We start from the raw sequence: 20,061 nt of genomic DNA, 5'->3' as shown, positions 1-20,061 counted from the left end.
GGGGGGAACGCCCGGTACACGAAGCCGTCGCGGCGCGTCGCCTCTCGCCCGGATGGGGACGAAGGGCGCCACTGGCGCGAAGGCGCCTCGAGCTTCCGCGTGGGCCGATGCACGGAAGGGGGCGAGGATGAGGGTTGCGGTGAGGCGGGGGCGCATCCGGGGAGAACCATACTCCGCTCGCCGTCTCCCGCGAGCAGCCGGTGGGGGTCCCCCCCTCGCTCGGCGCCTTCCAGGGCATGGAGGGGGCTCGGAACGGGCGTCTCGTGCGGCTTCGCTGCAACTCGAACGGATGAATGCGCCCCGGGTGAATGCGGGTTCAGATAGCCTGGAAAATCGAGCCGACCTGGGATGTGCTGTTTTTAGCTTGAGTCTTGAAGACCCGGGAGGTCGGCCTGCCCGGGGCTCGGCGCTCACGCGGACTTCTTCGCCTCGGCGTCGTCCTGCTCGAACAGGCTCTCCAGCTCCTTGCGAGCGCGCGCGGCGGCCTCCACGAGCTTCTGCTCGTCGCGGTGGAAGCGGGCCGTCTCGCGCAGGAGCTTCTCGTCGTGGTCTCTCAGGCGCTCCATGACGCGGTGGCTCTCGGAGAAGGTGAGGCCCATCGTCTGGAGGATGTCGCCGCCCATCTCCACGCTGCCGGCGAACGTCTCGCGCATCACGTGCTCGATGCCCAAATCGAGCAGCCGGTACGCATGCACGCGGTTGCGTGCGCGGGCGAAGATGGTGAGGTGGGGGAAGTGCTCCTTCACCGTCCTGGCGGTGCGCATGGAGGCCTCGACGTCGTCGATGGCGAGCACGAAGACGCGGGCCTTGTCGGCGCGGGCGGCGCGCAGCAGGTCCAGCCGGGAGGCATCGCCGTAGAAGACCTGGCTGCCGAAGCGCTTCATGAAGTCGATGTGCTCGGGGCTGGCGTCAATGGCGGTGAAGGTGATGCGCTTGGCGCGCAGCAGGCGGCCGACGACCTGACCCACGCGGCCGAAGCCGGCGATGATGACGGGGTGGTCCTCCTCGGGCGCCACGTCGTACTCGCGGGCCTGGGCCTTCTTCTGGAAGCGGGGACGGCCCCAGCGCTCATAGGCGGCGTAGAGCAGCGGCGTGGTGGCCATGGACAGGCCCACGACGACGACGAGCAGGTCCGCCAGCTCCGTGGACATGACGTGGAAGGACACGGCGAGGGCGAAGAGGACGAAGGCGAACTCACCGCCCTGGGAGATGACCACGCCCAGGCTGAGCGCCGGCTCGTTCTCCTTGAGGTTGAAGCGTCCCAGTCCGTAGAGCACGGCGCCCTTGATGGCGACGAGGCCGACGACGAGGCCGGTGATGAGGCCGGGGCGCTCGGTGATGAGGCCCAGGTTCACGCTCATGCCCACGGCGATGAAGAACAGGCCGAGCAACAGGCCCTTGAAGGGCTCGATGTCGGCCTCGAGCTCGTGGCGGTACTCGGACTCGGACAGGAGCACGCCGGCGAGGAAGGCGCCCAGCGCCATGGAGAGGCCCACGGCGTTGAGGAGGGCGGCGGTGCCGACGACGACGAGCAGGGCGGTGGCGGTGAAGAGCTCCTGGCTGTGGAACGACGCGACGGCGCGGAAGAGGGGGCGCAGCAGGAAGCGGCCGGAGAGCACGACGCCGACGAGGACGGCGACGACCTTGAGGCCGGTATGCCAGCCGGGCTCGACGGAGGTGGCGTCGGTGTGGCCGAGCAGGGGCAGCAGGGCCAGGAGGGGAATGACGGCCAGGTCCTGGAACAGGAGGATGCCGAAGGCGAGCCGCCCGTAGCCGGTGGTGAGCTGGTTGCGTTCGGCGAGCAGCTGGAGCGCGAAGGCGGTCGAGGAGAGGGAGAGGCCGAAGCCGGCGATGATGGCGGCGGCGGGGGGCAGTCCGAAGAGGAAGCACGCGGCGGCGAGCAGGGAGCCGGTGATGAGCACCTGGGCGCCGCCCATGCCGAACACGGAGTGGCGCAGGTTCCACAGGCGTGAGGGCTGCAGCTCCAGGCCGATGACGAACAGGAGGAGCACGACGCCCAGCTCGGAGAAGTGGAGCACGTTCTTCACGTCGCCGATGAGCTGCGCGCCGGAGGGGCCGATGACGGCGCCGGCCACCAGGTAGCCGAGCACCGAGCCCAGACCGAGCCGCTTGAACAGCGGAACGGACACCACCGCGGCGCCGAGGAACACCAGCGCCTGATGCAGGAAGGACATGCCCCGCTTCCTCGCACGGACGCCCATGCCGGGCAATCACAGCCCCCGGGCTCGCCAGTCAGCGGGGACCCCCGACACCGGGAAGGTGGGTCGTATGTAACCGACTGTGTGCCGGATGCGTAATCCAGTGGCAGCAGGCAGCCACGCAGTCCCCCACACCCCCGGAGCCGCCGATGCCCCCGCCGCGCATATCTCGCAGAGAAGCACCCCCTCTTCCGCCGCCGCCGCCGCCCAAGCCGCCTCCGGACCCCAAGGTCGAGAAGGCCACCAACGACAAGAAGACCGCGACGACGCTGCGCACCGACGCGAAGAACAAGTCCGTCAAGGCACAGGCCGACGCCGCGAAGGCGAAGCAGGCGAAGACCGCCCATGACAAGTCCACCAAGGAGAAGGGAGAAGCGCAGAAGGCGCTCGACACCTCCAACACCAACTACCAGCGCCTCCTGGACCACGGAGACTCACCCGCCGGCCGCACCCCTGCCCACGCCGAGTCCGTGAAGAAGGCGAAGAAGCAGGTCGACGCCGACCAGGGCCGCGTGGACAAGGCAGCAAAGACCTTCAAGGGCACGGAGGAGAAGCTGACCCAGGCCGACACCACCGCGCGCGACTCCAAGCAGCACGCCGTCACCGCCTCGGACACGGCCCTCCAGGCGCAGAAGACCGCCAACGTCAGCGCGAAGCAGGCCGGCCAGCCCGAGCCCTTCCCCAAGGCGAACGAAGTCATCGACACCTTCGACGCCGGAAGTCTCAGCAAGAAGGACCAGGCGAAGCTGTTCGGCACCTCCGCGCCGGTGACGCCGGAAGAGGCGGCGCGCGCCGACGTCAAGCACGTGGACAACGTCGTGAAGAACTCCCCGCACAAGAACGAGGAGGCCGTCGCGGGCGCGGAGGAGCTGCGCAAGCAACTGGCGCTCAACCCCGACCCCGCCTACCGCGCCGCGCTCTGGAAGGAGTCCAAGCCGCAGCGTGACGCGTTCGTCGACGCGCAGGTGAATGACCGCTCGGTGCACCACTCGAAGACGCCGGAGCTCATGAAGTCGCTGGCCCAGGGCGCCGACATGGTGGGACCGGAGGCGCGCAAGGAGCTGGCGGGTCAGCTCCTCTCGGCCTCGAAGTCCACGTCGCTGGACGGCGTGGGGGAGCCCGGCCGCTCCTTGAAGGAGAACGCCAAGGACCCGGCGGTGGCGAAGCTGGGCGGAGAGATGGTGAGCCAGCTGCGCGCGGCGAAGCGCTACAAGGACGCCGACGCCCTCTCCAACGTCGACCCCGCCATCAAGGCCCAGTCCATGCCGAGCAAGCTGGACCAGAAGCTCCAGGCGGAGGTGGACCTCAACTCCGTCTCCGAGGAGCGCGACGGCCTCAACGCGCGCCAGAAGACGCTGGACCAGGAGACGCGGACCACCGCTCGGCAGACGCTGAACGACGTCGCGAAGAACCCCAAGTCCAAGGAGCCCTTCACCGTCGAGCCCGGCGCGACGAAGGACCACGCCGTCCTCGTGCGCAAGGACAAGGCGGGCAAGGTGACCGAGCGCCTGGAGGTGTCGTTCCAGGGCGACAACGTCAAGGTGGACTCGACCCAGGTGGACAAGAAGGGCGACGCGCGCCGCACCGTCTTCGAAAGCGGGGGCCCGGAGGGGCCGAGCACGTCCACCGATACGCGCTGGAAGCAGGACGCCTCCACGCCCGCGCCGTCGCTCGAGGACCTGGCCGCGGGCAAGGTGAAGGGCTCGTCCTACTCCGCCACGAAGTTCGAGGGCGGCAGCAATGCGAAGCAGACCACCACCCAGCGCACCCCGGACGGGACGCTGACGGAGACGAAGAAGGAGTACGGGGGCTCGGACAAGACGGACCACGTCAACGGCAAGTTCGACGAGTTCAGGAACCACTCCTCCACCGACACGGTCCACACCACCACCACCGTCATTCCTCCTCCGGGAGCCAAGGACGAGAAGGGCAAGCCCGTGAAGGCGATGGTCGTGGAGGGGACGTCGTACTCGCAGGGAAACGAGCTGCGGCTGACGAAGACGGAGACGAAGGCCGTCGACTCGCCGGTGAAGGGCGACCGCCCGGCCGGCGCGGAGGAATTGGCCAAGGTGGAGAAGGATGCCCGAGGCGCCGACGACGCCGCGCCCACCAGCTACGTGCTGGAGAAGAGCGGCGACGGCGAGCTGAACACGCAGACCTTCTTCGAGGGACAGCCCAACGTCACGCTCGTCACGCGCAAGAAGCTGGAGGGAAACACCGTCACCGAGACGACCGAGGGACGTGTGCCCAAGCCCTCGGACAAGGATGAAAAGGAGCTGGTGGACATCAAGGGCACCAGCACCACGACGTACAACGACAAGGGCCTCATCACCGCCAGCCACTCGGACCAGACGGACCCCACGGGTGTCCGCCGGGTGAAGGACTTCCAGCGCACCGAGTCGCGCAACGCGAAGGGCGAGGTGGAAGTCACCGAGCGCACCAGTGGCCTGGAGGAGGGCGGCGACAAGCCCAAGCGCACCTACGAGCAGGCGCTGACGACGGCGCAGACGCCCAAGGGCCCGCAGGTGGTGCGAGCGGAGTCGAAGCTCACCGGCCCGGAGGGCTCCGCGGAGGCGTCCATCCCGCCCGAGAAGCTGACCGTCAATGGCAAGCCCATCGCCGACCCCCAGCAGCTCAAGGCCAGCCTGCCGCCCGCGCAGGCCGCGCTGGGAGCCTATGCGGTGAACGGGTTGCAGCAGCAGCTCAATGACTTCTCCAAGCTCTCGGCGCTCCATGCCCAGACGCTGGAGGACGCGCCGGAGGCCCCGGAGAGCGCGGGCTGGGATGTCGCGGGAGACACGGTGGACTACGGGCTGGCGCGGCTGGCGCAGGAGGCCAACACCACCGCGGCGACGAAGCAGGGCAAGCCCGACCCGGCGAACAACCCGAAGTTCTTCAGCTTGAATCCCGTGGAGGAGTTCAACCAGGAGCTCACCCTGGACCTCGACAAGGACCAGCGCCTCGGGGTGGGTGCCGTGGGTGGCTTCCAGGTGATTTCCGGCGCGAAGGACGTCGTGTCCGGGGTGGGGGACTTCAAGAAGGCCCTGGACGAACAGAACAAGCTCGACCTCGTCAAGAGCGGCCTGGGCATCATCGACGGGGCGAGCGGAGTGGTGGAGGGCGCGGAGCTGCTGCGCTTCGCGGCCAAGGGCACGGGCACGACCATCTCCCCCTCGGGAGAGCTGGGCGGACGCGTCAATCCCATCAAGCTGGCGGAGTGGTCGGGCCGGCTCAGCGCGGCGGTGGGTGTCGTGAGCGGCGGAATCCAGGTGGCCGAGGGAATCGCCAACGACGACAAGTACCAGGTGGCGCTCGGCGCGGTGCAGGCCGGTGGCGCCGTGGCGGGCTACTTCGGCACGGCGGCGGCGGTGGGCGCCTTCGGCGGGCCTGCGGGAGTCGCGGTCGCCTTGTCGGTGGGGCTCGTCACCATCGGCATTGGCAGTGCGATTGAGCGCGAGCGCTCCCACGCGCTCGCGGACCAGAAAATCTGACCGAAGTTCTCCGCCCGGCCGGAACAAGGGCCGGGCGGAGCCCGACGGGGCCAGTGGGTGCCTTGCCTATTTGAATCCAGACACGCGCCGGAACTCAGTGGCGCATGAAATTCGAATCGCGAGTGGAAAACCCGCAATGACATAGAAACATCAGCGAGGTTTTGTATTTCGGGGATATGCGACGGGGCTCCTGTTTCCCTCCACCCCGAGGTATTCATGCGTCAGCGCGTCACGACAACGGGTCGAACCTGGATGAGATTGTTCTGCACCGCCGCCCTCTTCACGGCGGCAGGTGTGGCCGCCGCGGAGGACCTTGCCCTGCCCGCGGGCAACATCCTGTCCAACCCTTCATTTGAGACGAACCTCACCGGCTGGTCGACGTGGCAGGGGACGCTGGCCCGGGTGAGCCACGCGTCGGCACCGGATGGTGCGTACGTGGTGCGCGTCACGCGGTCGGCGGGGGACGCCTACTCGCTGGATGACGCTCCGGACGCGGTGGCCTCCACGACGGTGGGCACCGTCTACCGGGCACAGGTCTTCATCGCGGCGAGCAACGCCGGGACGGTGGGCAAGCCCGTGGTGCTGGCCGTCCGGGAGCGCAATGGCGCGGGGACCTCGGTGGGGTACGCGGAGTCTCCGGAGGTTGGCCTGACGACGGCCTTCCAGCAACTGACGGTGGAGACGACGGTGCAGCAGACGGGCAACACGCTGGATGTGTATGTCCTTCAGTCCAATGCCACGGCGGGCAATGCCTTCCTGGTGGACGCGCTGACGCTGGCGGTCGTCCCGCCGCCGACGCCGGGCGAGCCGAGCCAGCTGCTCTGGAGTGACGAGTTCGACGGAGTCGCGGGCACCCTGCCGAATCCGCAGGTGTGGGAGCCCGTCACGGGCGGCATGTGGGACAACGGTCGGACGATTCAGCAGTACACGGCGCGTCCCCAGAACGTGCAGCACGACGGGAGTGGTCACCTGAAAATCATCGCGCGGCGAGAGACGTATACCGGCGCGGACGGCGTGACGCGCGACTACACGTCCGCGCGAATCCACTCGAAGGGCCGCATGGAGCGCCAGTATGGCTACGTCGAGGTGCGGCTCAAGGCGCCCACGGGGCTGGGCACCTGGCCCGCGGCGTGGATGATGGGCTCCACGGGGGAGTGGCCCGCCAACGGAGAGTTCGACATCTTCGAGGGCGAGGGGCCGCTGCCCACGCTGGCTCACGGCACCATTCACGCGCCCGGCATCGCCTACGGTTGGGGACCTCCGGGACAGGTGGACTACGCGCCCGCGCGCGTGGGTGACGCGTGGCGCACCTTCGGCATCTTCTGGAATGCCAACCGCGTGGAGTGGTACGCGGACCGAATCAAGCGCTTCACCTTCCCGCGTGGCACCACGGGGACGTGGGTGTTCGACCAGCCCAACCACCTGCTGCTCAACCTGGCGCTGGGGGATTTGGGCGGAGACCCGACGAACACCGTGTTCCCCCAGGTGCTCGAGGTGGACTACGTGCGCTGGTACGCCAACGCGCCGTCGAACTGACCGGGGCCTCCATGCCTCCAACCGGGGCCGTCCACGGCGGCCCCGGGCGACCCTCCTCGGGCCAGGCGAGCATCGCCTGCTCCCTCGCTGACCCGGCGCCCTCTCGTTAGAGTGTCGGGCTCATGCTTTCACCGCTCCAGCCTCTCTATCTGCTTCTCGTGGTGGAGCCGTCGACCTGTCCCGAGCGACTCCGTGAAGTCGAGGCTTGGGAGGCGCGGTCCGGCCGCTCGCTTCCCGCCGTCGTGCGCGAGTTCTTCACCCGCCTTGCGACCATTCCGATGGCGCCCAATGAATACCAACGCAGGGTGTGGAATGCCCCCGAGCCAGGAGCCGTCATCGTCGGACGCGTGACCGACGAGGAATGGGAGGTGCCGCTTCCGGACCTGTGGGCCGAATACCGCGATGGCACGCTCGAGACGCTGACGTCCGTGCTGACCTCCGTCGAGCGCGCGACTGGCGACGAGCTCGATGTCCCCACGCCTCCGAGCGCTCTCCACGGGCCGCTGGTCTATTTCCAAACCGATGTCATGCGCCAGTGGCGCGTGTTCTTCGAACTGGATGGTTCGCGCGACCCGCCTGTCCATGAACACCACCGCGACCGTGGTTGGTCACCCCCGCGTTCCTTCTCGTCGTGGCTCTTCGATGCGTTCTTGGACGGGTACCTCCACCAGGACATGGTGCCGTATTCGTTCTGGGGAAAGAACGCCGACCTCGCGCGCTCCGAAGCGGCGTGCCCGGTGCAGCCCTTCCGGAATGGTCGCTGGTTGCGAGCGTCGCAGGGCCCATTCAGCGCCGAAGCGCATGCGGCGCTCAAGGAGCGCTTCTCTTCCTATTCACGCGCGTACGCGACGAAAGCCACGCTCCACGACTTCAGCCTGGCGGAAGGGGGTTGGCTCTGGATTGTCGCCGATGAGGATTCGTCGGAATGGTGGATTGCCGGCGAGACGAACGAGCACGTCGTCGAACTCGCTCGCGCGGCGCGCGACCTTGGCCAGTTGACGGCGCCGCTCGTCGCCGACACGCCCGAAGGCGCCGCGGTGCTCGAACTGCTCGGCGCTACCGTGCCACTGTGAGCCGTGTCGGGCGAATCCTGTTCAGGTCGTGTCCCCATCCACCTGGCGCTGGTACGCCAACGCGCCGTCGAACCGACCGGGCCTCCGCGCCTCGAACCGGGGCCCTCAACGGCGGCCCCGGGCGGGTGCGTCGCTCAGGGCTCGTCGAAGATGAGCAACCCTCGTGCGTCATCCACCACGTACACGTGCCCATCTCCTGGCACGCGAATGCCGAGCGCGCCCTCGTACTGGCCGTCCTCGCGCTTGGGGTCTGACTCCCTGTAGGTGTTGAAGTGAGCCACCTGCCGGGGCTTCGTGGGATTGGAGACATCCAGCACGCGCAGGCCCTCATGGTACCAGGCGATGTACAGGCGCGTGCCCACCAGCAGCATGTTGTGGATGGAGGCGACGTCGCGCAGCTTGAACTCTCCGATGAGCTCGATGTTCGTCGGGTCATCCACCTTCAGCACACGCAGGTGGGCGCCCTGTCGCTCGCCGCCCTCGAACGCCACCGTGTGTCCGCCCAGGGTGCCCACCGCGCTGTGATGGCTCACCGCGCCGTAGTAGGTGTACTCGCCCAGGTGCTCGAAGTTCTCTGGGTTGCGCACGTCGAGAATCTGGTAGCCGCCGCTCATGTGACTCACATAGAGGCGGTCTCCGTACGCGAAGGCGTCGTGTGGCACGCCATAGATGCCGGTCCCGATGCCGCCCAGGCTCTCGCGGTGCAGGAGTCGTGGCTCGGTGGGGGTGGTCACATCAAAGAGCAGCACCTCGGCGTTCCGTCCGGTGGACATCGCATAGAGCCGGTCTCCATCGACCAGCACCGTGTGGATGTCGAGGGGCCCTCCGCCCGGGTAGCTCTGGAGGAAGACGGGACTGGCCGGATTCGAGATGTCGAAGACGATGAGGCCGGAGCTGGCGCTGGCGACATAGAGCGCGTCGCCCTTTGACCACACGCCGTTCCAATAGTTGTCGCCCGGCAGGCTGATGGACGTCTTGAAGACGGGCCGTCGCCGGTCCTTCACGTCGAAGACCGTCAGCCCGCCCGGCTCTCCCCGGCGCTGGATGGACACCACGTAGGCATGGTCCTTCGCGACAAAGACGTCCACGGATTGTCCCAGCTCCACGTAGGACTCGGAGCGCAGCTTCAATCCGCCCGAGGACTCCGCCTCGCCGCGAGCCCAGCTCATCCGCTCGGCGCGGAAGGTTCCATGCACATAGGTGGAGCCATCCGCGCAATAGCTGTAGCAGCCCACGAGCTCCCGGGGAGACACCGCCTCGCAGCCCAATGCGAACTGTTCGAAGTACACACCAGAGGCCGTGTTGGTGTAGCCCATCGACGCGGAGAACTGCCCGTCGCCGAGCTGGGATGAACTGGAGGCTATCCCGTTGAGGAACTCCACCTGTCGCCCATCGGGGCTCAGTCGGAGGCCCACGCCCGCGGTGGCCATCTCCCTTTGTGGCTGCATGTATTCGACGCGGACCACGCCACGGTAGACGGCGCCCTCTCGCTCGAGTGTGTCCAGGGACGCTCGATTGCACGAGGAGAGGTCGAAGACCTCGGGTGAGCCGCAGGGGGCGGAGATGTCCTTTCGCACCGTGCAGGTCGCGAACGGACCGGTGTCCGCGATGATGTCTCCCTGCTCCTCCAGCGGCGTGTACAGCCCGTCCCACGGCTCCGCCTTCGGGTCCGAGTCACAGCCGGCCAGGGCCAGGAGGCCCATCAGTCTCGCGGCGCGGAGACCTTGCTTCATCCCAGTCATGATGCCCCTCCAAGGAAGAGCCCCGCACACTTCGGGGGCTCAAGGCGACATGACTCTAGGGCAATCCCCTGCGCCGATGCTCACGGTCTGCTTGTCGCTCGTTGCGTATGAGGAGTCCATGCGAGGAATCCACGAAATACACGCAGCCATCCGCGTCCTGAACGGCTCTCCGATGGTGTCCTGGACTCCGCCCAACGCCTGCGCATGCGCCCGTGCTACCGCAAGGCGGCCCCCGAGCGCATGGCTCCGACCTGGGTGTTGTGCGAAAATGTCCACCCCTCTCTGGAAGATGCGCCTGATGAACAAACTCTCCGTAGCCATTGCTGGAATGACGCTGGTGTTGGCCGCTTGCAAGACGGCTGGCTCTGCGCCAGCACGCGATATTCCCACGGCAATGAACCAGGCCGCGACAACCCTGCTGCAGGAAAGACTGCTGCACTCAACCTCGATCGCAGTGGTCTATCGCGGCGAGGAGTTCATCCAGCATCGAGGTGAACTGGAAACCGGCAAGTCCAATCCGCCCAACGATACGACTCTTTATGAAATAGGTTCGGTCAGCAAGACATTCGCCGGCCTGCTGTTGGCAAACGCTGTACTCGAAGGTAAGGCGACTCTCGACGATCCGATACAAAAGTATCTGCCGTCCGCCTATCCGAACTTGCAGTCAAACGGCGAGCCTATCCGTCTGCGCCATTTGATCACGCACACCAGCGGCATGCCGGGAATGTTGCCACTGCAAGTGAATGCGGTGTTGAAGGACTTCACTGAGCATGCCACCCCGGCAAAGCTCAATGTCGCCTATGCAGACTACGGGCAGCAGCAATTCTGGCAGGACCTGCACACAGTCAGCATCAAGGGTCCGCTCGGCAAGGACTATGCATATTCGAGCGCCGGCACCGAACTGGTCGCGCACACTCTCGAAAAAATCTACGGAGCCCCCTACGAATCGTTGCTCGCGGAATTCCTGTCCCGGGAAGCCGGCATGCGCGATACATGGCTTCGCCTGCCTGCCCAGTACGCCAGCCGGCTGGCGCCTGGCTACCACAGCGACAACCCGGTCGCCACCACGCCGATGCCACTCCTGCCCTGGGGCGCCGCGGGAAACTTGAAGGCGACGATGCCAGAGATGGTCAAGTACTTGCGCTTGCAATTGGGCGCCCATCCCGCGGTGGCCGAGTCGCACAAGCCGCTGGTGCGCTTTGAAGAGGACTTCAGCATTGGCTATTTCTGGAACATCGGCCAGAACAGCCAGTTGGGCACCCACTACGTGCATCACGGCGGCGTGCCGCGCGCGCAAAGCTACGTCTTCATCGTGCCGAAGTACCAGTTGGGGGTATTCATCATTACCAACCAGAGTGGCGATGCCACCGCCAAAGCCATGGAAGGCGCGCTAGCGCACATCTTTGACATGGTTGAGTCCATGCAGGCCCGCTAGAGCGACTCGCCCGTCACGCATTTTTGAAGTGACCCGGTCGTATCAGCCGGCTGACGCGGATGGCGCCCGAGCGCATATCCACCAGCAGGCCGCGGTGAAGCGGACCTCCGTGCCATGCACGAAGGGCTCGAAGGCGACGCGGACCGCGTCGACAACCTTGGTGCGAGTCCGCTCGTCCGTCTCCTGGAGGAACATTCCGACGGGCCCGAGCCGGGACAGGTAACGGACCAGCTCCTTCTCGGGAAAGACGCACTCGACGTCGATGGGCCGGAGTTCGACCCCGGCCCAGCCGCTCTCCTCCAGGATGGATTGGACCCGGTGCGGGTCCGCGAAGGCGAACTGTCCCGGGCCACCCGGCCGACGAGCGGGGAGGTTCGGCAGGAGCGGTGCCGCCGTGCGCTCGGAGGTGGTCATGAACGGATTCTCCGCCGCACTCCGCCAGGCGATGAACCGGAGCTCCGCGCCGTCCCTCGCGGCACTTCTCAGGTTCGTGAAGGCCCGGACCGGGTCATCGAAGAACATGACGCCGAAGCGAGAGATGAGCTGGTCGAAGCTCGCGGGCTCGAACACATGGCGCTGCGCGTTGGCGTGGACGAACCGCGCAGGCGTGCCTTCCCGCTCCGCCCGCGCCCTCGCGGTGGCGAGCATCGGGTCCGAGATGTCAATGCCGAGACAGCGACCTTGTGCCCCCAACCGTCGAGCGACGGCGAGCGTGGTGCCGCCCGTGCCACAGCCGATGTCGAGCACCCGGCCTCCAGAGTCCGGGGACACCGCCGCGACGAGCATGTCCTCGAGCGGCTTGTACATGGAGTCGATCAACTCCTGCATGTCGACCCAGGCGTGCCCGGCGGTGCCGTTCCAGAGTTTCGTCTGCTCGTCTCCAAGGGGGTTCGTCGCGGTCATGGATGTCTCCTTCGACTTGCCTTCAGGCAGCGTAAGTTCAACTGTGCCACTTCAAGTCGACTTGAGGTCAAGTGGGTGAGAGACCTGGACATCACGGAGGTGGCGCGGCGGTCCGGCGTTCCCGCCTCGACGCTGCGGTTCTATGAAGGGAAGGGGCTGCTTGCCTCCACCGGCAGGCGGGGCCTGCGCCGGCTGTTCGCTCCCGATGTCCTGGAGCGACTGGCGCTGATTTCACTGGGGCGCGCCGCCGGCTTCTCGCTCGATGACATCGCGCACATGTTCGCGCCGGACGGGCGGCTGCGCATCGACCGACCCCTGCTCGTGGCCAAGGCGGAGGAACTCGACAGGACGATTCGCGAGCTCGGCATCATGCGCGACGGTCTTCGGCACGCCGCTGTCTGCCCCGCGCCGAGCCACCTGGAATGCCCCACCTTCCGCCGCATCCTGCGCGCCGCCGCGTCCGCCCCGACGACGGGCGCGCGAAGGAAGAGGACTCCAAGCCGCTAGCTCCAGGAGCACCGCGTCACCCTTCGGGGACCTGACACACCCTCCGCCCGGTCCCTCGTCCGCCCGAGCCGCCAGGCCGATGCCGTCGTTCACGCGGCCCTTCACCTTCAGGCGGTGCCCGGGAGGCCCGTATGAGCAAGGACAAGCGCAAGAATCAGGGTGGCAACGGTGGCGGGGGTGTGAAAGCGGACACGATGAAGACCTACCGGGAGGGAGAGCGCTTCCCTGGCCGGATTGGTCGCACGTACGAGGAATCAGAGCCGGCCTTCCCGATGCCACCCAAGGCGCCGAAGGACGCGCCCAACATCCTCTACGTCATCCTGGACGACGTTGGCTTCGGCTGGTGTGAACCCTTCGGCGGCATGATTCGCACGCCCACGCTGATGAAGCTGGCACAGCAGGGCCTGCGCTACACGCACTTCACCACCACCGCGCTGTGCTCGCCCACGCGCTCCTGTCTCGTGACGGGCCGCAACCACCACTCCGTGGGCATGGCCAACATCACCGAACTGGCCACGGGCTTCCCCGGCTACAACGGCCGTCAGCCGCAGGACAAGGCGGGAGTACCCGCCATGCTCCATCAACACGGCTACACCAGCTACTGCATTGGCAAGTGGCACAACACGCCTTCCGAAGAGACGACCATCGCCGGGCCCTATGACCGCTGGCCCACGGGCTCCGTCTTTGGCTTCGACCGCTTCTATGGCTTCCTCGGAGGCGACTGCGACCAATGGGAGCCCAAGCTCTTCCTGGACCGCGAGGCCGTCGACCCGCCGGCCACGCCCGAAGAGGGCTACCACCTGTCCGCGGACCTGGTGGACCGGGCCATGAGCTGGATTTCGCAGCACCACTCGGCCGACCCGGCGAAGCCCTGGCTGACGTGGCTCGCGCTGGGGTGCGCGCACGCGCCCCACCACGTCGCGCCCGAGTGGGCGGACAAGTACAAGGGCCAGTTCGACCTGGGCTGGGACGCCTACCGCGAGAAGGTGCTGGCCCAGCAGAAGAAGCTGGGCATCATCCCCGAGCACGCGAAGCTCGCGCCCATGCTGGAGGGCGTGCAGAAGTGGGACTCGCTCTCCGCCGACGAGAAGCGCCTCTTCGCGCGCATGGCGGAGCTGTACGCCGGCTTCATCGAACACGCGGATGCGCAGCTCGGCCGGCTGATGGAGTTCCTGGAGCGCACCGGGCAGCTCGACAACACGCTGGTGTTCGTCTTCATCGGGGACAACGGCTCCTCGGGTGAGGGCACGCTGACGGGCCTGTTCAACGAGCAGTCCGTGGCGAACAACGCCGAGGAGACGGTGGCGCAGAACCTGGCGCGCATCGACCAGTTCGGCCAGCCCGGCTCGTACAACCACTACCCGGTGGGCTGGGCCATGGCGGGCAACACGCCGTTCCAGCTCTGCAAGCAGTACACGCACTTCGGCGGGGTGCGAAACCCGCTCATCGTCCACTGGCCGCGCGGAATCGAAGCCAGGGGCGAGCTGCGCACGCAGTACCACCACTGCATCGACATCGTCCCGACGATTCTGGAGGCGATTGGCGTGGAGGCCCCGCGCTTCATCAACTCCGTGCAGCAGGAGCCCGTCGAGGGCTACCCGATGAACTACTCGTTCAGCGACGCGAAGGCGCCGACCAATCACATCACCCAGTACTTCGAGATGCTCGGCAACCGGGGCCTGTACCACGATGGCTGGAAGGTCGTGACGTACCACGGGCGCAAACCGTGGGAGAACAAGGCGCGGTGGAGCTTCGACGAGGACCACTGGGAGCTCTACAACGTCGTGGAGGACCCCACCGAGTCGAACGACCTGATGAAGGGCAGGGACCGCGCGAACCTGAGCGACCCGATGGTGAAGAAGCTCATCGAGCTGGTGGGCCTGTGGTGGGCGGAGGCGGGGCGCTACCAGGTGTTGCCACTGGATGACCGCTTCCAGATGCGCGCGCTGGGCCGCGCGGGGCTCTACGCGGAGCGCGAGCGCATGACGTATTACGAGGGCGCCGTGCGCATCCAGGAGTTCGCCGGGCCGGACACGAAGAACCGCTCCTGGGAGATGACGGCCCAGGTGGAGGTGCCCGCGGGTGACGCCCGAGGCCCCGTCGTCGCGCTCGGCGGAAGCTCCGCGGGCTTCTCGCTGTACCTCAAGGAGGGCGTGCCGGTGTTCTGCTACAACTTCCCCGGGCCCGAGCTGACGTATCTGCGTGGCAAGGAGGCGTTGAAGCCCGGCAAGCACGTGCTCCGCTACGAGTTCGAGAAGACCGGACCGGAGCCCTTCGGCGCGGGTGGCACGGGGCGGCTCTTCGTCGACGGGAAGAAGGTGGCGGAAGCCCAGATTCCCAGGACGGTGCCGGTGGGCTACTCGATGGATGAGACGTTCGACGTGGGCTGGGACAAGGGCACGGCGGTAAGCCCCGAGTACCCGTCCAATTCCCGCTTCACCGGCCGCGTCCTGCGCGTGGACTTCGACCTCAAGCCGGACTTCCACCCGGACCACGCGGACCCGACGAAGAAGGCCGAGGCCCGCTTCCAGCACGAGATGATGCGGCAGTAGCACCGCGCCGAAACGCTCCCGGTGGGCCACACGCCGGGAGCGCCTCGCTCGAAGTCACTTCAGACAGACGGCCTCGACGTTGTTGCCGTCGGGGTCCTTCAGGAACGCGGCGTAGTACGTGGGGCTGTAGTCGGCGCGCACGCCGGGCTTCCCATTGTCTTGACCGCCGGCCTCCAGCCCGCTCGCGTGGAAGCGGTCCACGGCGGCGTGCTGCGAGGCGCGGAACGCCAGGTGGGTGCCAGGCCCCGTCGCGCCCTGGGTGGGGTAGAGCCACAACGCGGGCTCACCCGGTGGGCCGAAGCCCGCGCCCGAGTCGTCTCGCGAGCACAGTCCAAATCCCAGGGGCGCGAGCGCGGCGGTGTAGAAGCGCACGCTGGCGTCCAGGTCCTTCACCTTCAAGCCGATGTGGTCGAACACGATGACCTCTGTGTGAGAGAGGCCGTCACCGTACGGGGCGAGGGGCGAGTCGCTCTTGGAGGAAATTGCGCTCGCCCCGGGCCGCCTGACGGAAGCGTCCGGGGGACACTCCGGCGGCGCGGTGGAAGGTGCGCACGAAGTTGGAGAGGTCGCCGAAGCCGACGTCGAAGGCCACGTCGGTGATGGAGCGCGAGTCGTCCGCGAGCAGCCGCGCCGCGTGGCGCAGGCGGGAGCGCAGCAGGTACTGGTGCGGCGTCACGCCGACGACTTTCGAGAAGAGTCGCAGGAAGTGGAACGGGCTGAGCCCCGCCTCCTTCGCCGCGCCCTCCAGGTCGATATCCTCGCCCGAGTGCGCATCCAGCCACAGCGCCGACTCCACCACGCGCCGCCGGTCCACGGGCCGCGCCGAGGGCGCCTTGTCAGTCCGCCCCGTGACGACCTCCGCGAAGCGGGCCGCGAACACCAGGCCCACCTCGTCCATCCCCACGTCGCTCGTCCCCTCGGCGGTGGCCTGGGCCAGCTCCCCCAGCACCATCAGCTCCGGCAGGGGCGGAACACCGCCGCTGCGCCAGCCGTCGGGCGAAAGTCCCATCGACTCCAGCAGCGCCGGAGCCAGCTTGAAGGACAGGCACTCATCGCCGCGGAGGTGCTCGTGCGAGCACATGTACTCATCCCCGGGGTGACCTATCAGCAGCGAGCCCGCGACCAGCTCGAAGGACTCACCGCGCGTGCGGTAGCAGAAGGTGCCCTTGCGCACGTAGGCCACGGAGAAGGCGCGGTGCACCTCGGCGAACGGCGCGTCGTCGGGACCGGCGTCGCACCGGAAGTCCATGACTTGAATCGACTCACGCTCAAGGACTGTCGAGACCCGCATCGCCCGCCCAAGCTAGCGGCCGGTCCAGACCCGGGCAACGGAAACGACGGCCGTGGCTACTCGTCCTCCTGCTGGCCGAAGAGCAGCCGCAGCAGGGCCAGGTCCTCGGTGTGGCTGATGACATACACGTGGTCCCCTTGCTGGAACACGGTGTCGCCCTTGGGGGCGACGAGCTCCTGGCCTCGCACCAGCAGCATCGCGGAGGAGCCAGGAGGAAAGGGCAGGTCCGCCAGTCGCTCGCCGGCCACGGCGGAGGCCTGGTGGATGTAGAACGAGCTGACCTCGCCCTTGAGCAACTGCGTGGAAGCGATTTCGAGCACGGCCTGGGGCGGCTCGGGCACGTTGGCCGCGAGCCCCAGCTTGCGTGTCACCCACGGCACCGTGGCGCCGGGCACCAGCCCGTTCACCACCACGATGAAGAACACGATGTTGAAGATGTCTCGCGAGCCCTCCGTGCCGGACAGCACCGGGAAGGTGGCCAGGATGATGGGCACCGCGCCGCGCAGCCCCACCCAGCCCGTGTAGATGATTTCCCCCAGGGGAAACCGGAAGGGCAGGAGGCACAGCAGCGCCGCCAGCGGCCTCGCCACGAAGGCGAGGATGAGGCCCAGGCCCAGGCCCACCCCGGCCACGCTGATGAGGTTTCGCGGATACACCAGCAACCCGAGCACCAGGAACATCAACACCTGGGACAGCCACGCCAGCGCGTCATGCACGCGCAACAGGCCGGTGCGGTAGCGGATGGTCTCGTTGCCCAGCGCGATGCCCACGATGTACACGGCCAGGAAACCGCTGCCGTGCAGGAGCGTGGGCAGGCCGAAGGACAACAGCGCCAGGGCCAGCGTCATCACCGGATAGAGCCCCGCCACGCGCAGGCGCAGCCGCTTGAGCAGGAGCCGCGCGCCCCAGCCCATGGCCAGGCCCAGGCCGGCGCCCACCACCATCTGCACCACCGCCTCCACCGCCAGCTCCCACCCCGGAGGCTTCCCGCTCGCCAGGGTGTGCGTCAGGCCGGTGGTGAGGATGACGGCCATCGGGTCGTTGAGGCCCGACTCCAGCTCCAGCGTGGTGCCCACCCGCCGCTTCAGGTGCAGCCCGCTGCCGCGCAGCACGGAGAAGACGGCCGCCGCGTCCGTGGAGGAGACGATGGCGCCCAGCAGCAGCGCCTGCGTCCACGGGAAGTCGAAGAGGAAGTGCGCCGCCGCGCCCATCAACGCGGCCGTGGCCACCACGCCCACCGTCGCCAGCGCCGCCGCCGGGCGCAGCGCGGAGTGGATGGCCGCCAAGGGAGTGTTGAGGCCACCGTCGAAGAGGATGAGGACCAGCGCCACCGTCCCCAGGCGGAAGGCGAAGCCGTAGTTGTCGAAGTCGATGCCGCCGGGCCCGTCGGAGCCGGCCGCCATGCCCACGCCCAGGAACAGCAGCGCGACGGGGATGCCGAAGCGGCCGGACGCGCGGCTGAACAGCACGCTGAGCGCGAGCAGTGCGCCGCAGACGGCGAGCAGGAAGGCGGTGGGAATCGGCTCCGTGGTGAGCATCCGGGGAGGACTCTACCCGTCCCCGGCGAAACTCAGGCGTCCGCGCGCGGGCGAGGGCGGCCGGAGTGGGGCGCGGTGGACACGTGGGCCAATGGCAGCGTGAAGGAGAACGTGCTGCCCTCGCCCGGAGTGCTCCGCGCGTGGATGCTCCCGCCGTGGGCCTCGACCAGTCCCTTGGCGATGGCGAGCCCCAGCCCCGTGCCCCGGCTGGCCGCGTCGCGCGCCTGCCAGTACCGGTCGAAGATGTGGGGCAGCGCCTCCGCGTCGATGCCCGCGCCCGTGTCCCGGACGTGGAAGTACACCTCGCCGTTGCGCACGGACGCCCCCACCTCCAGGTCGCCGCCCGCCGGGGTGAACTTCACCGCGTTTCCCAGGAGGTTGCCCATCACCTGGAGCACCCGCGTCCTGTCGCACCGGGTGCGCACGTCCTCGGGAGGAGGCCGGGGGTGCAGGTGCAGTCCCTTGGCCTCCGCCAGGGGACGGATGGACTCCATCGCCTCCGCGACGAGCCCCGCCACCGAGTGCTCTCCCAGCTCCAGCGGCAGCCCGCCCGCCTCCAGCCGGCCCCAGTCCAGCAGGTCGGAGATGAGGCGCGACATCCGGTCCGTCGCGTCCTGGATGCGCGTGGCCTGCTTCGTCACGCTCTCTCCGCCCGGCCGCGCGCCCGGCCCACGCAGGAGCAGCGCCGCGCCCAATTGCACCACGCCCAGCGGGTTCTTCAAGTCGTGCGACACCACGGCCAGCAGGTCCTCGCGCGCCCGGGCGGCCCTGCGCGATTCACCCACCAGCCGCGCGTTGTCGATGGCGAGGCTGGCGCGCAGGCACAGGTCCTCCGCCAGCGCCAGGTCATCCGGGCCATACCGCCGCCCCGAACCCGAGGAGACGAAGGTCACCGCGCCCAGCGTGTTCCCGCGCGCGCGCAGCGGGATGATCATGTACGAGCGCGCCTGGAGCGTGCGCAGCAGGGCCGGGTGCGCCGGCTCCGCCGCCGCCGCGCGCAGGAGCGAATCCGTCACCGCGGGCACCAGCTCCGGCTCCCCGGTGTACAGCACGCGCAAGAGACCCACCGGGGCGTCGTCGCGCTTCTCGATGCGCTGGGGCAGCGTGCTCGCGCGCTCCTGCTGCGTCGGGTCCAGGCAGGCCGCCGCCACGCGGGACACCCACGGGCCCTGCTCCAGCGCATCCACCAGACACCAGTCCGCCAGGTCCGGCACCGCCAGGTGCGCCAGCAGCGTGTACATGCCGTGGGGGTCGGGCGGATGGGTGAACAGCGTCGTCATCGCCTGGTAGAGGAACGAGCGGCGTCGCTCGGCCTGCTCGACCTCCGCGCGCGCCGCCTGCTCCAGCTCCAGGGCGCGTGAGTACACGGCCTCGGCTTCCGTGAGCGGCCTCGCCGTCACCAGCACGGTGCTTGCGCCCTCCTCGGACGCAAGGGGCGTGAGCACCAGCGCGTGGCGGCGCAGGCCCGTGTCCACCGGCCAGGGCAGCTCCACCGTGACGGCGTCGCCGCGAGTCGACGCCTGGACTCGCGCCACCTCCAGTCGCGCGGCGTCCTCCAGGGGCACGCCGAGCTCGGTCCACTGACGGCCTTCCAGCCCATCGGTCCCCCGTCCGAACGCCCGCGCTCCCGAGGCGCTGCACGCCAGGATGCGACCCGTGGCATCGAGGACGTAGGCCGGGTCGGGGAGCGCGGTGAAGGCGGAGACGAAGGAAGGCAGGGCAGGGCTCATCGGAACGCGGAAGGGCTGACGGGATATTGACACCCCAGGACCCG

General features: G+C 68.2%; 13 protein-coding genes. 6 read left to right on the top strand and 7 right to left on the bottom strand.

Annotation, left to right across the window (positions count from 1 at the left end; translation table 11 throughout):
- Positions 1–410 precede the first annotated feature (410 nt).
- Entirely contained in the window at positions 411–2,195 is a 1,785-nt protein-coding gene (locus HR086_RS10180; RefSeq protein WP_174465488.1) for a monovalent cation:proton antiporter-2 (CPA2) family protein, read from the bottom strand.
- A 173-nt stretch (positions 2,196–2,368) separates the two neighbouring features.
- Here HR086_RS10180 and HR086_RS10175 point away from each other — a divergent pair, with 173 nt between their 5' ends.
- The 3 genes from HR086_RS10175 to HR086_RS10165 all read left to right on the top strand — a co-directional run bounded on the left by HR086_RS10175 (position 2,369) and on the right by HR086_RS10165 (position 8,319).
- Positions 2,369–5,710, top strand: a complete 3,342-nt coding sequence (locus HR086_RS10175) for a hypothetical protein (protein WP_174465487.1) — start codon at positions 2,369–2,371, stop codon at positions 5,708–5,710.
- 252 nt (positions 5,711–5,962) lie between these two features.
- Positions 5,963–7,246, top strand: a complete 1,284-nt coding sequence (locus tag HR086_RS10170; RefSeq protein WP_174465486.1) for a family 16 glycosylhydrolase — start codon at positions 5,963–5,965, stop codon at positions 7,244–7,246.
- 242 nt (positions 7,247–7,488) lie between these two features.
- A complete protein-coding gene (locus HR086_RS10165) occupies positions 7,489–8,319 on the top strand; it encodes a hypothetical protein (protein ID WP_174465485.1) in 831 nt (276 codons plus the stop codon).
- 134 nt (positions 8,320–8,453) lie between these two features.
- On the opposite strand, the gene HR086_RS10160 is transcribed toward HR086_RS10165, so the two are convergent.
- Positions 8,454–10,061 carry an LVIVD repeat-containing protein gene (locus HR086_RS10160; protein ID WP_254626272.1) on the bottom strand — a complete coding sequence of 536 codons (1,608 nt, stop codon included), beginning with the start codon at positions 10,059–10,061 and terminating at the stop codon, positions 8,454–8,456.
- A gap of 298 nt (positions 10,062–10,359) precedes the next feature.
- Here HR086_RS10160 and HR086_RS10155 point away from each other — a divergent pair, with 298 nt between their 5' ends.
- On the top strand, positions 10,360–11,496 hold the full coding sequence (locus HR086_RS10155) for a serine hydrolase (protein ID WP_174465484.1): 1,137 nt from the start codon (positions 10,360–10,362) through the stop codon (positions 11,494–11,496).
- Between the two features lie 42 nt (positions 11,497–11,538).
- Here the strand turns inward: HR086_RS10155 and HR086_RS10150 are convergent, their stop codons facing one another.
- A complete protein-coding gene (locus HR086_RS10150) occupies positions 11,539–12,399 on the bottom strand; it encodes a class I SAM-dependent methyltransferase (RefSeq protein WP_174465483.1) in 861 nt (286 codons plus the stop codon).
- A gap of 75 nt (positions 12,400–12,474) precedes the next feature.
- Between HR086_RS10150 and HR086_RS10145 the strand changes: the two genes are divergently transcribed.
- Both HR086_RS10145 and HR086_RS10140 read left to right on the top strand, forming a co-directional pair.
- Positions 12,475–12,906, top strand: a complete 432-nt coding sequence (locus HR086_RS10145; protein WP_174460726.1) for a helix-turn-helix domain-containing protein — start codon at positions 12,475–12,477, stop codon at positions 12,904–12,906.
- A 131-nt stretch (positions 12,907–13,037) separates the two neighbouring features.
- Positions 13,038–15,458: an arylsulfatase gene (locus tag HR086_RS10140; RefSeq protein WP_254626271.1), complete on the top strand. Its 2,421-nt coding sequence runs from the start codon at positions 13,038–13,040 to the stop codon at positions 15,456–15,458.
- A gap of 54 nt (positions 15,459–15,512) precedes the next feature.
- On the opposite strand, the gene HR086_RS10135 is transcribed toward HR086_RS10140, so the two are convergent.
- From HR086_RS10135 to HR086_RS10120, 4 genes are all read right to left on the bottom strand, one after another.
- A complete protein-coding gene (locus HR086_RS10135) occupies positions 15,513–15,875 on the bottom strand; it encodes a VOC family protein (protein WP_141644488.1) in 363 nt (120 codons plus the stop codon).
- Positions 15,876–15,900: 25 nt separating this feature from the next.
- The gene (locus HR086_RS10130) at positions 15,901–16,707 is read right to left on the bottom strand and encodes a helix-turn-helix transcriptional regulator (RefSeq protein WP_254624960.1); all 807 of its coding nucleotides are present in this window, start codon (positions 16,705–16,707) and stop codon (positions 15,901–15,903) included.
- A gap of 98 nt (positions 16,708–16,805) precedes the next feature.
- Entirely contained in the window at positions 16,806–18,287 is a 1,482-nt protein-coding gene (locus HR086_RS10125; RefSeq protein WP_174465482.1) for a potassium/proton antiporter, read from the bottom strand.
- Between the two features lie 32 nt (positions 18,288–18,319).
- Positions 18,320–20,017, bottom strand: a complete 1,698-nt coding sequence (locus HR086_RS10120; protein WP_174465481.1) for an ATP-binding protein — start codon at positions 20,015–20,017, stop codon at positions 18,320–18,322.
- Positions 20,018–20,061: the final 44 nt, after the last annotated feature.

Source organism: Myxococcus sp. CA039A (assembly GCF_013336645.1).
Classification (GTDB): domain Bacteria; phylum Myxococcota; class Myxococcia; order Myxococcales; family Myxococcaceae; genus Myxococcus; species Myxococcus llanfairpwllgwyngyllgogerychwyrndrobwllllantysiliogogogochensis.
Note: the sequence above shows the minus strand (reverse complement) of the source record. Positions and strands in the feature narration are given on the sequence as shown.

Excerpts from the sequence above, each read along its gene's own strand:
- HR086_RS10180 (WP_174465488.1), bottom strand. The coding sequence starts at position 2,195 with ATGTCCTTCCTGCATCAGGCGCTGGTGTTCCTCGGCGCCGCGGTGGTG.
- HR086_RS10175 (WP_174465487.1), top strand. The coding sequence starts at position 2,369 with ATGCCCCCGCCGCGCATATCTCGCAGAGAAGCACCCCCTCTTCCGCCG.
- HR086_RS10170 (WP_174465486.1), top strand. The coding sequence starts at position 5,963 with ATGAGATTGTTCTGCACCGCCGCCCTCTTCACGGCGGCAGGTGTGGCC.
- HR086_RS10160 (WP_254626272.1), bottom strand. The coding sequence starts at position 10,061 with ATGACTGGGATGAAGCAAGGTCTCCGCGCCGCGAGACTGATGGGCCTC.
- HR086_RS10155 (WP_174465484.1), top strand. The coding sequence starts at position 10,360 with ATGAACAAACTCTCCGTAGCCATTGCTGGAATGACGCTGGTGTTGGCC.
- HR086_RS10150 (WP_174465483.1), bottom strand. The coding sequence starts at position 12,399 with ATGACCGCGACGAACCCCCTTGGAGACGAGCAGACGAAACTCTGGAAC.
- HR086_RS10140 (WP_254626271.1), top strand. The coding sequence starts at position 13,038 with ATGAGCAAGGACAAGCGCAAGAATCAGGGTGGCAACGGTGGCGGGGGT.
- HR086_RS10130 (WP_254624960.1), bottom strand. The coding sequence starts at position 16,707 with ATGGACTTCCGGTGCGACGCCGGTCCCGACGACGCGCCGTTCGCCGAG.
- HR086_RS10125 (WP_174465482.1), bottom strand. The coding sequence starts at position 18,287 with ATGCTCACCACGGAGCCGATTCCCACCGCCTTCCTGCTCGCCGTCTGC.
- HR086_RS10120 (WP_174465481.1), bottom strand. The coding sequence starts at position 20,017 with ATGAGCCCTGCCCTGCCTTCCTTCGTCTCCGCCTTCACCGCGCTCCCC.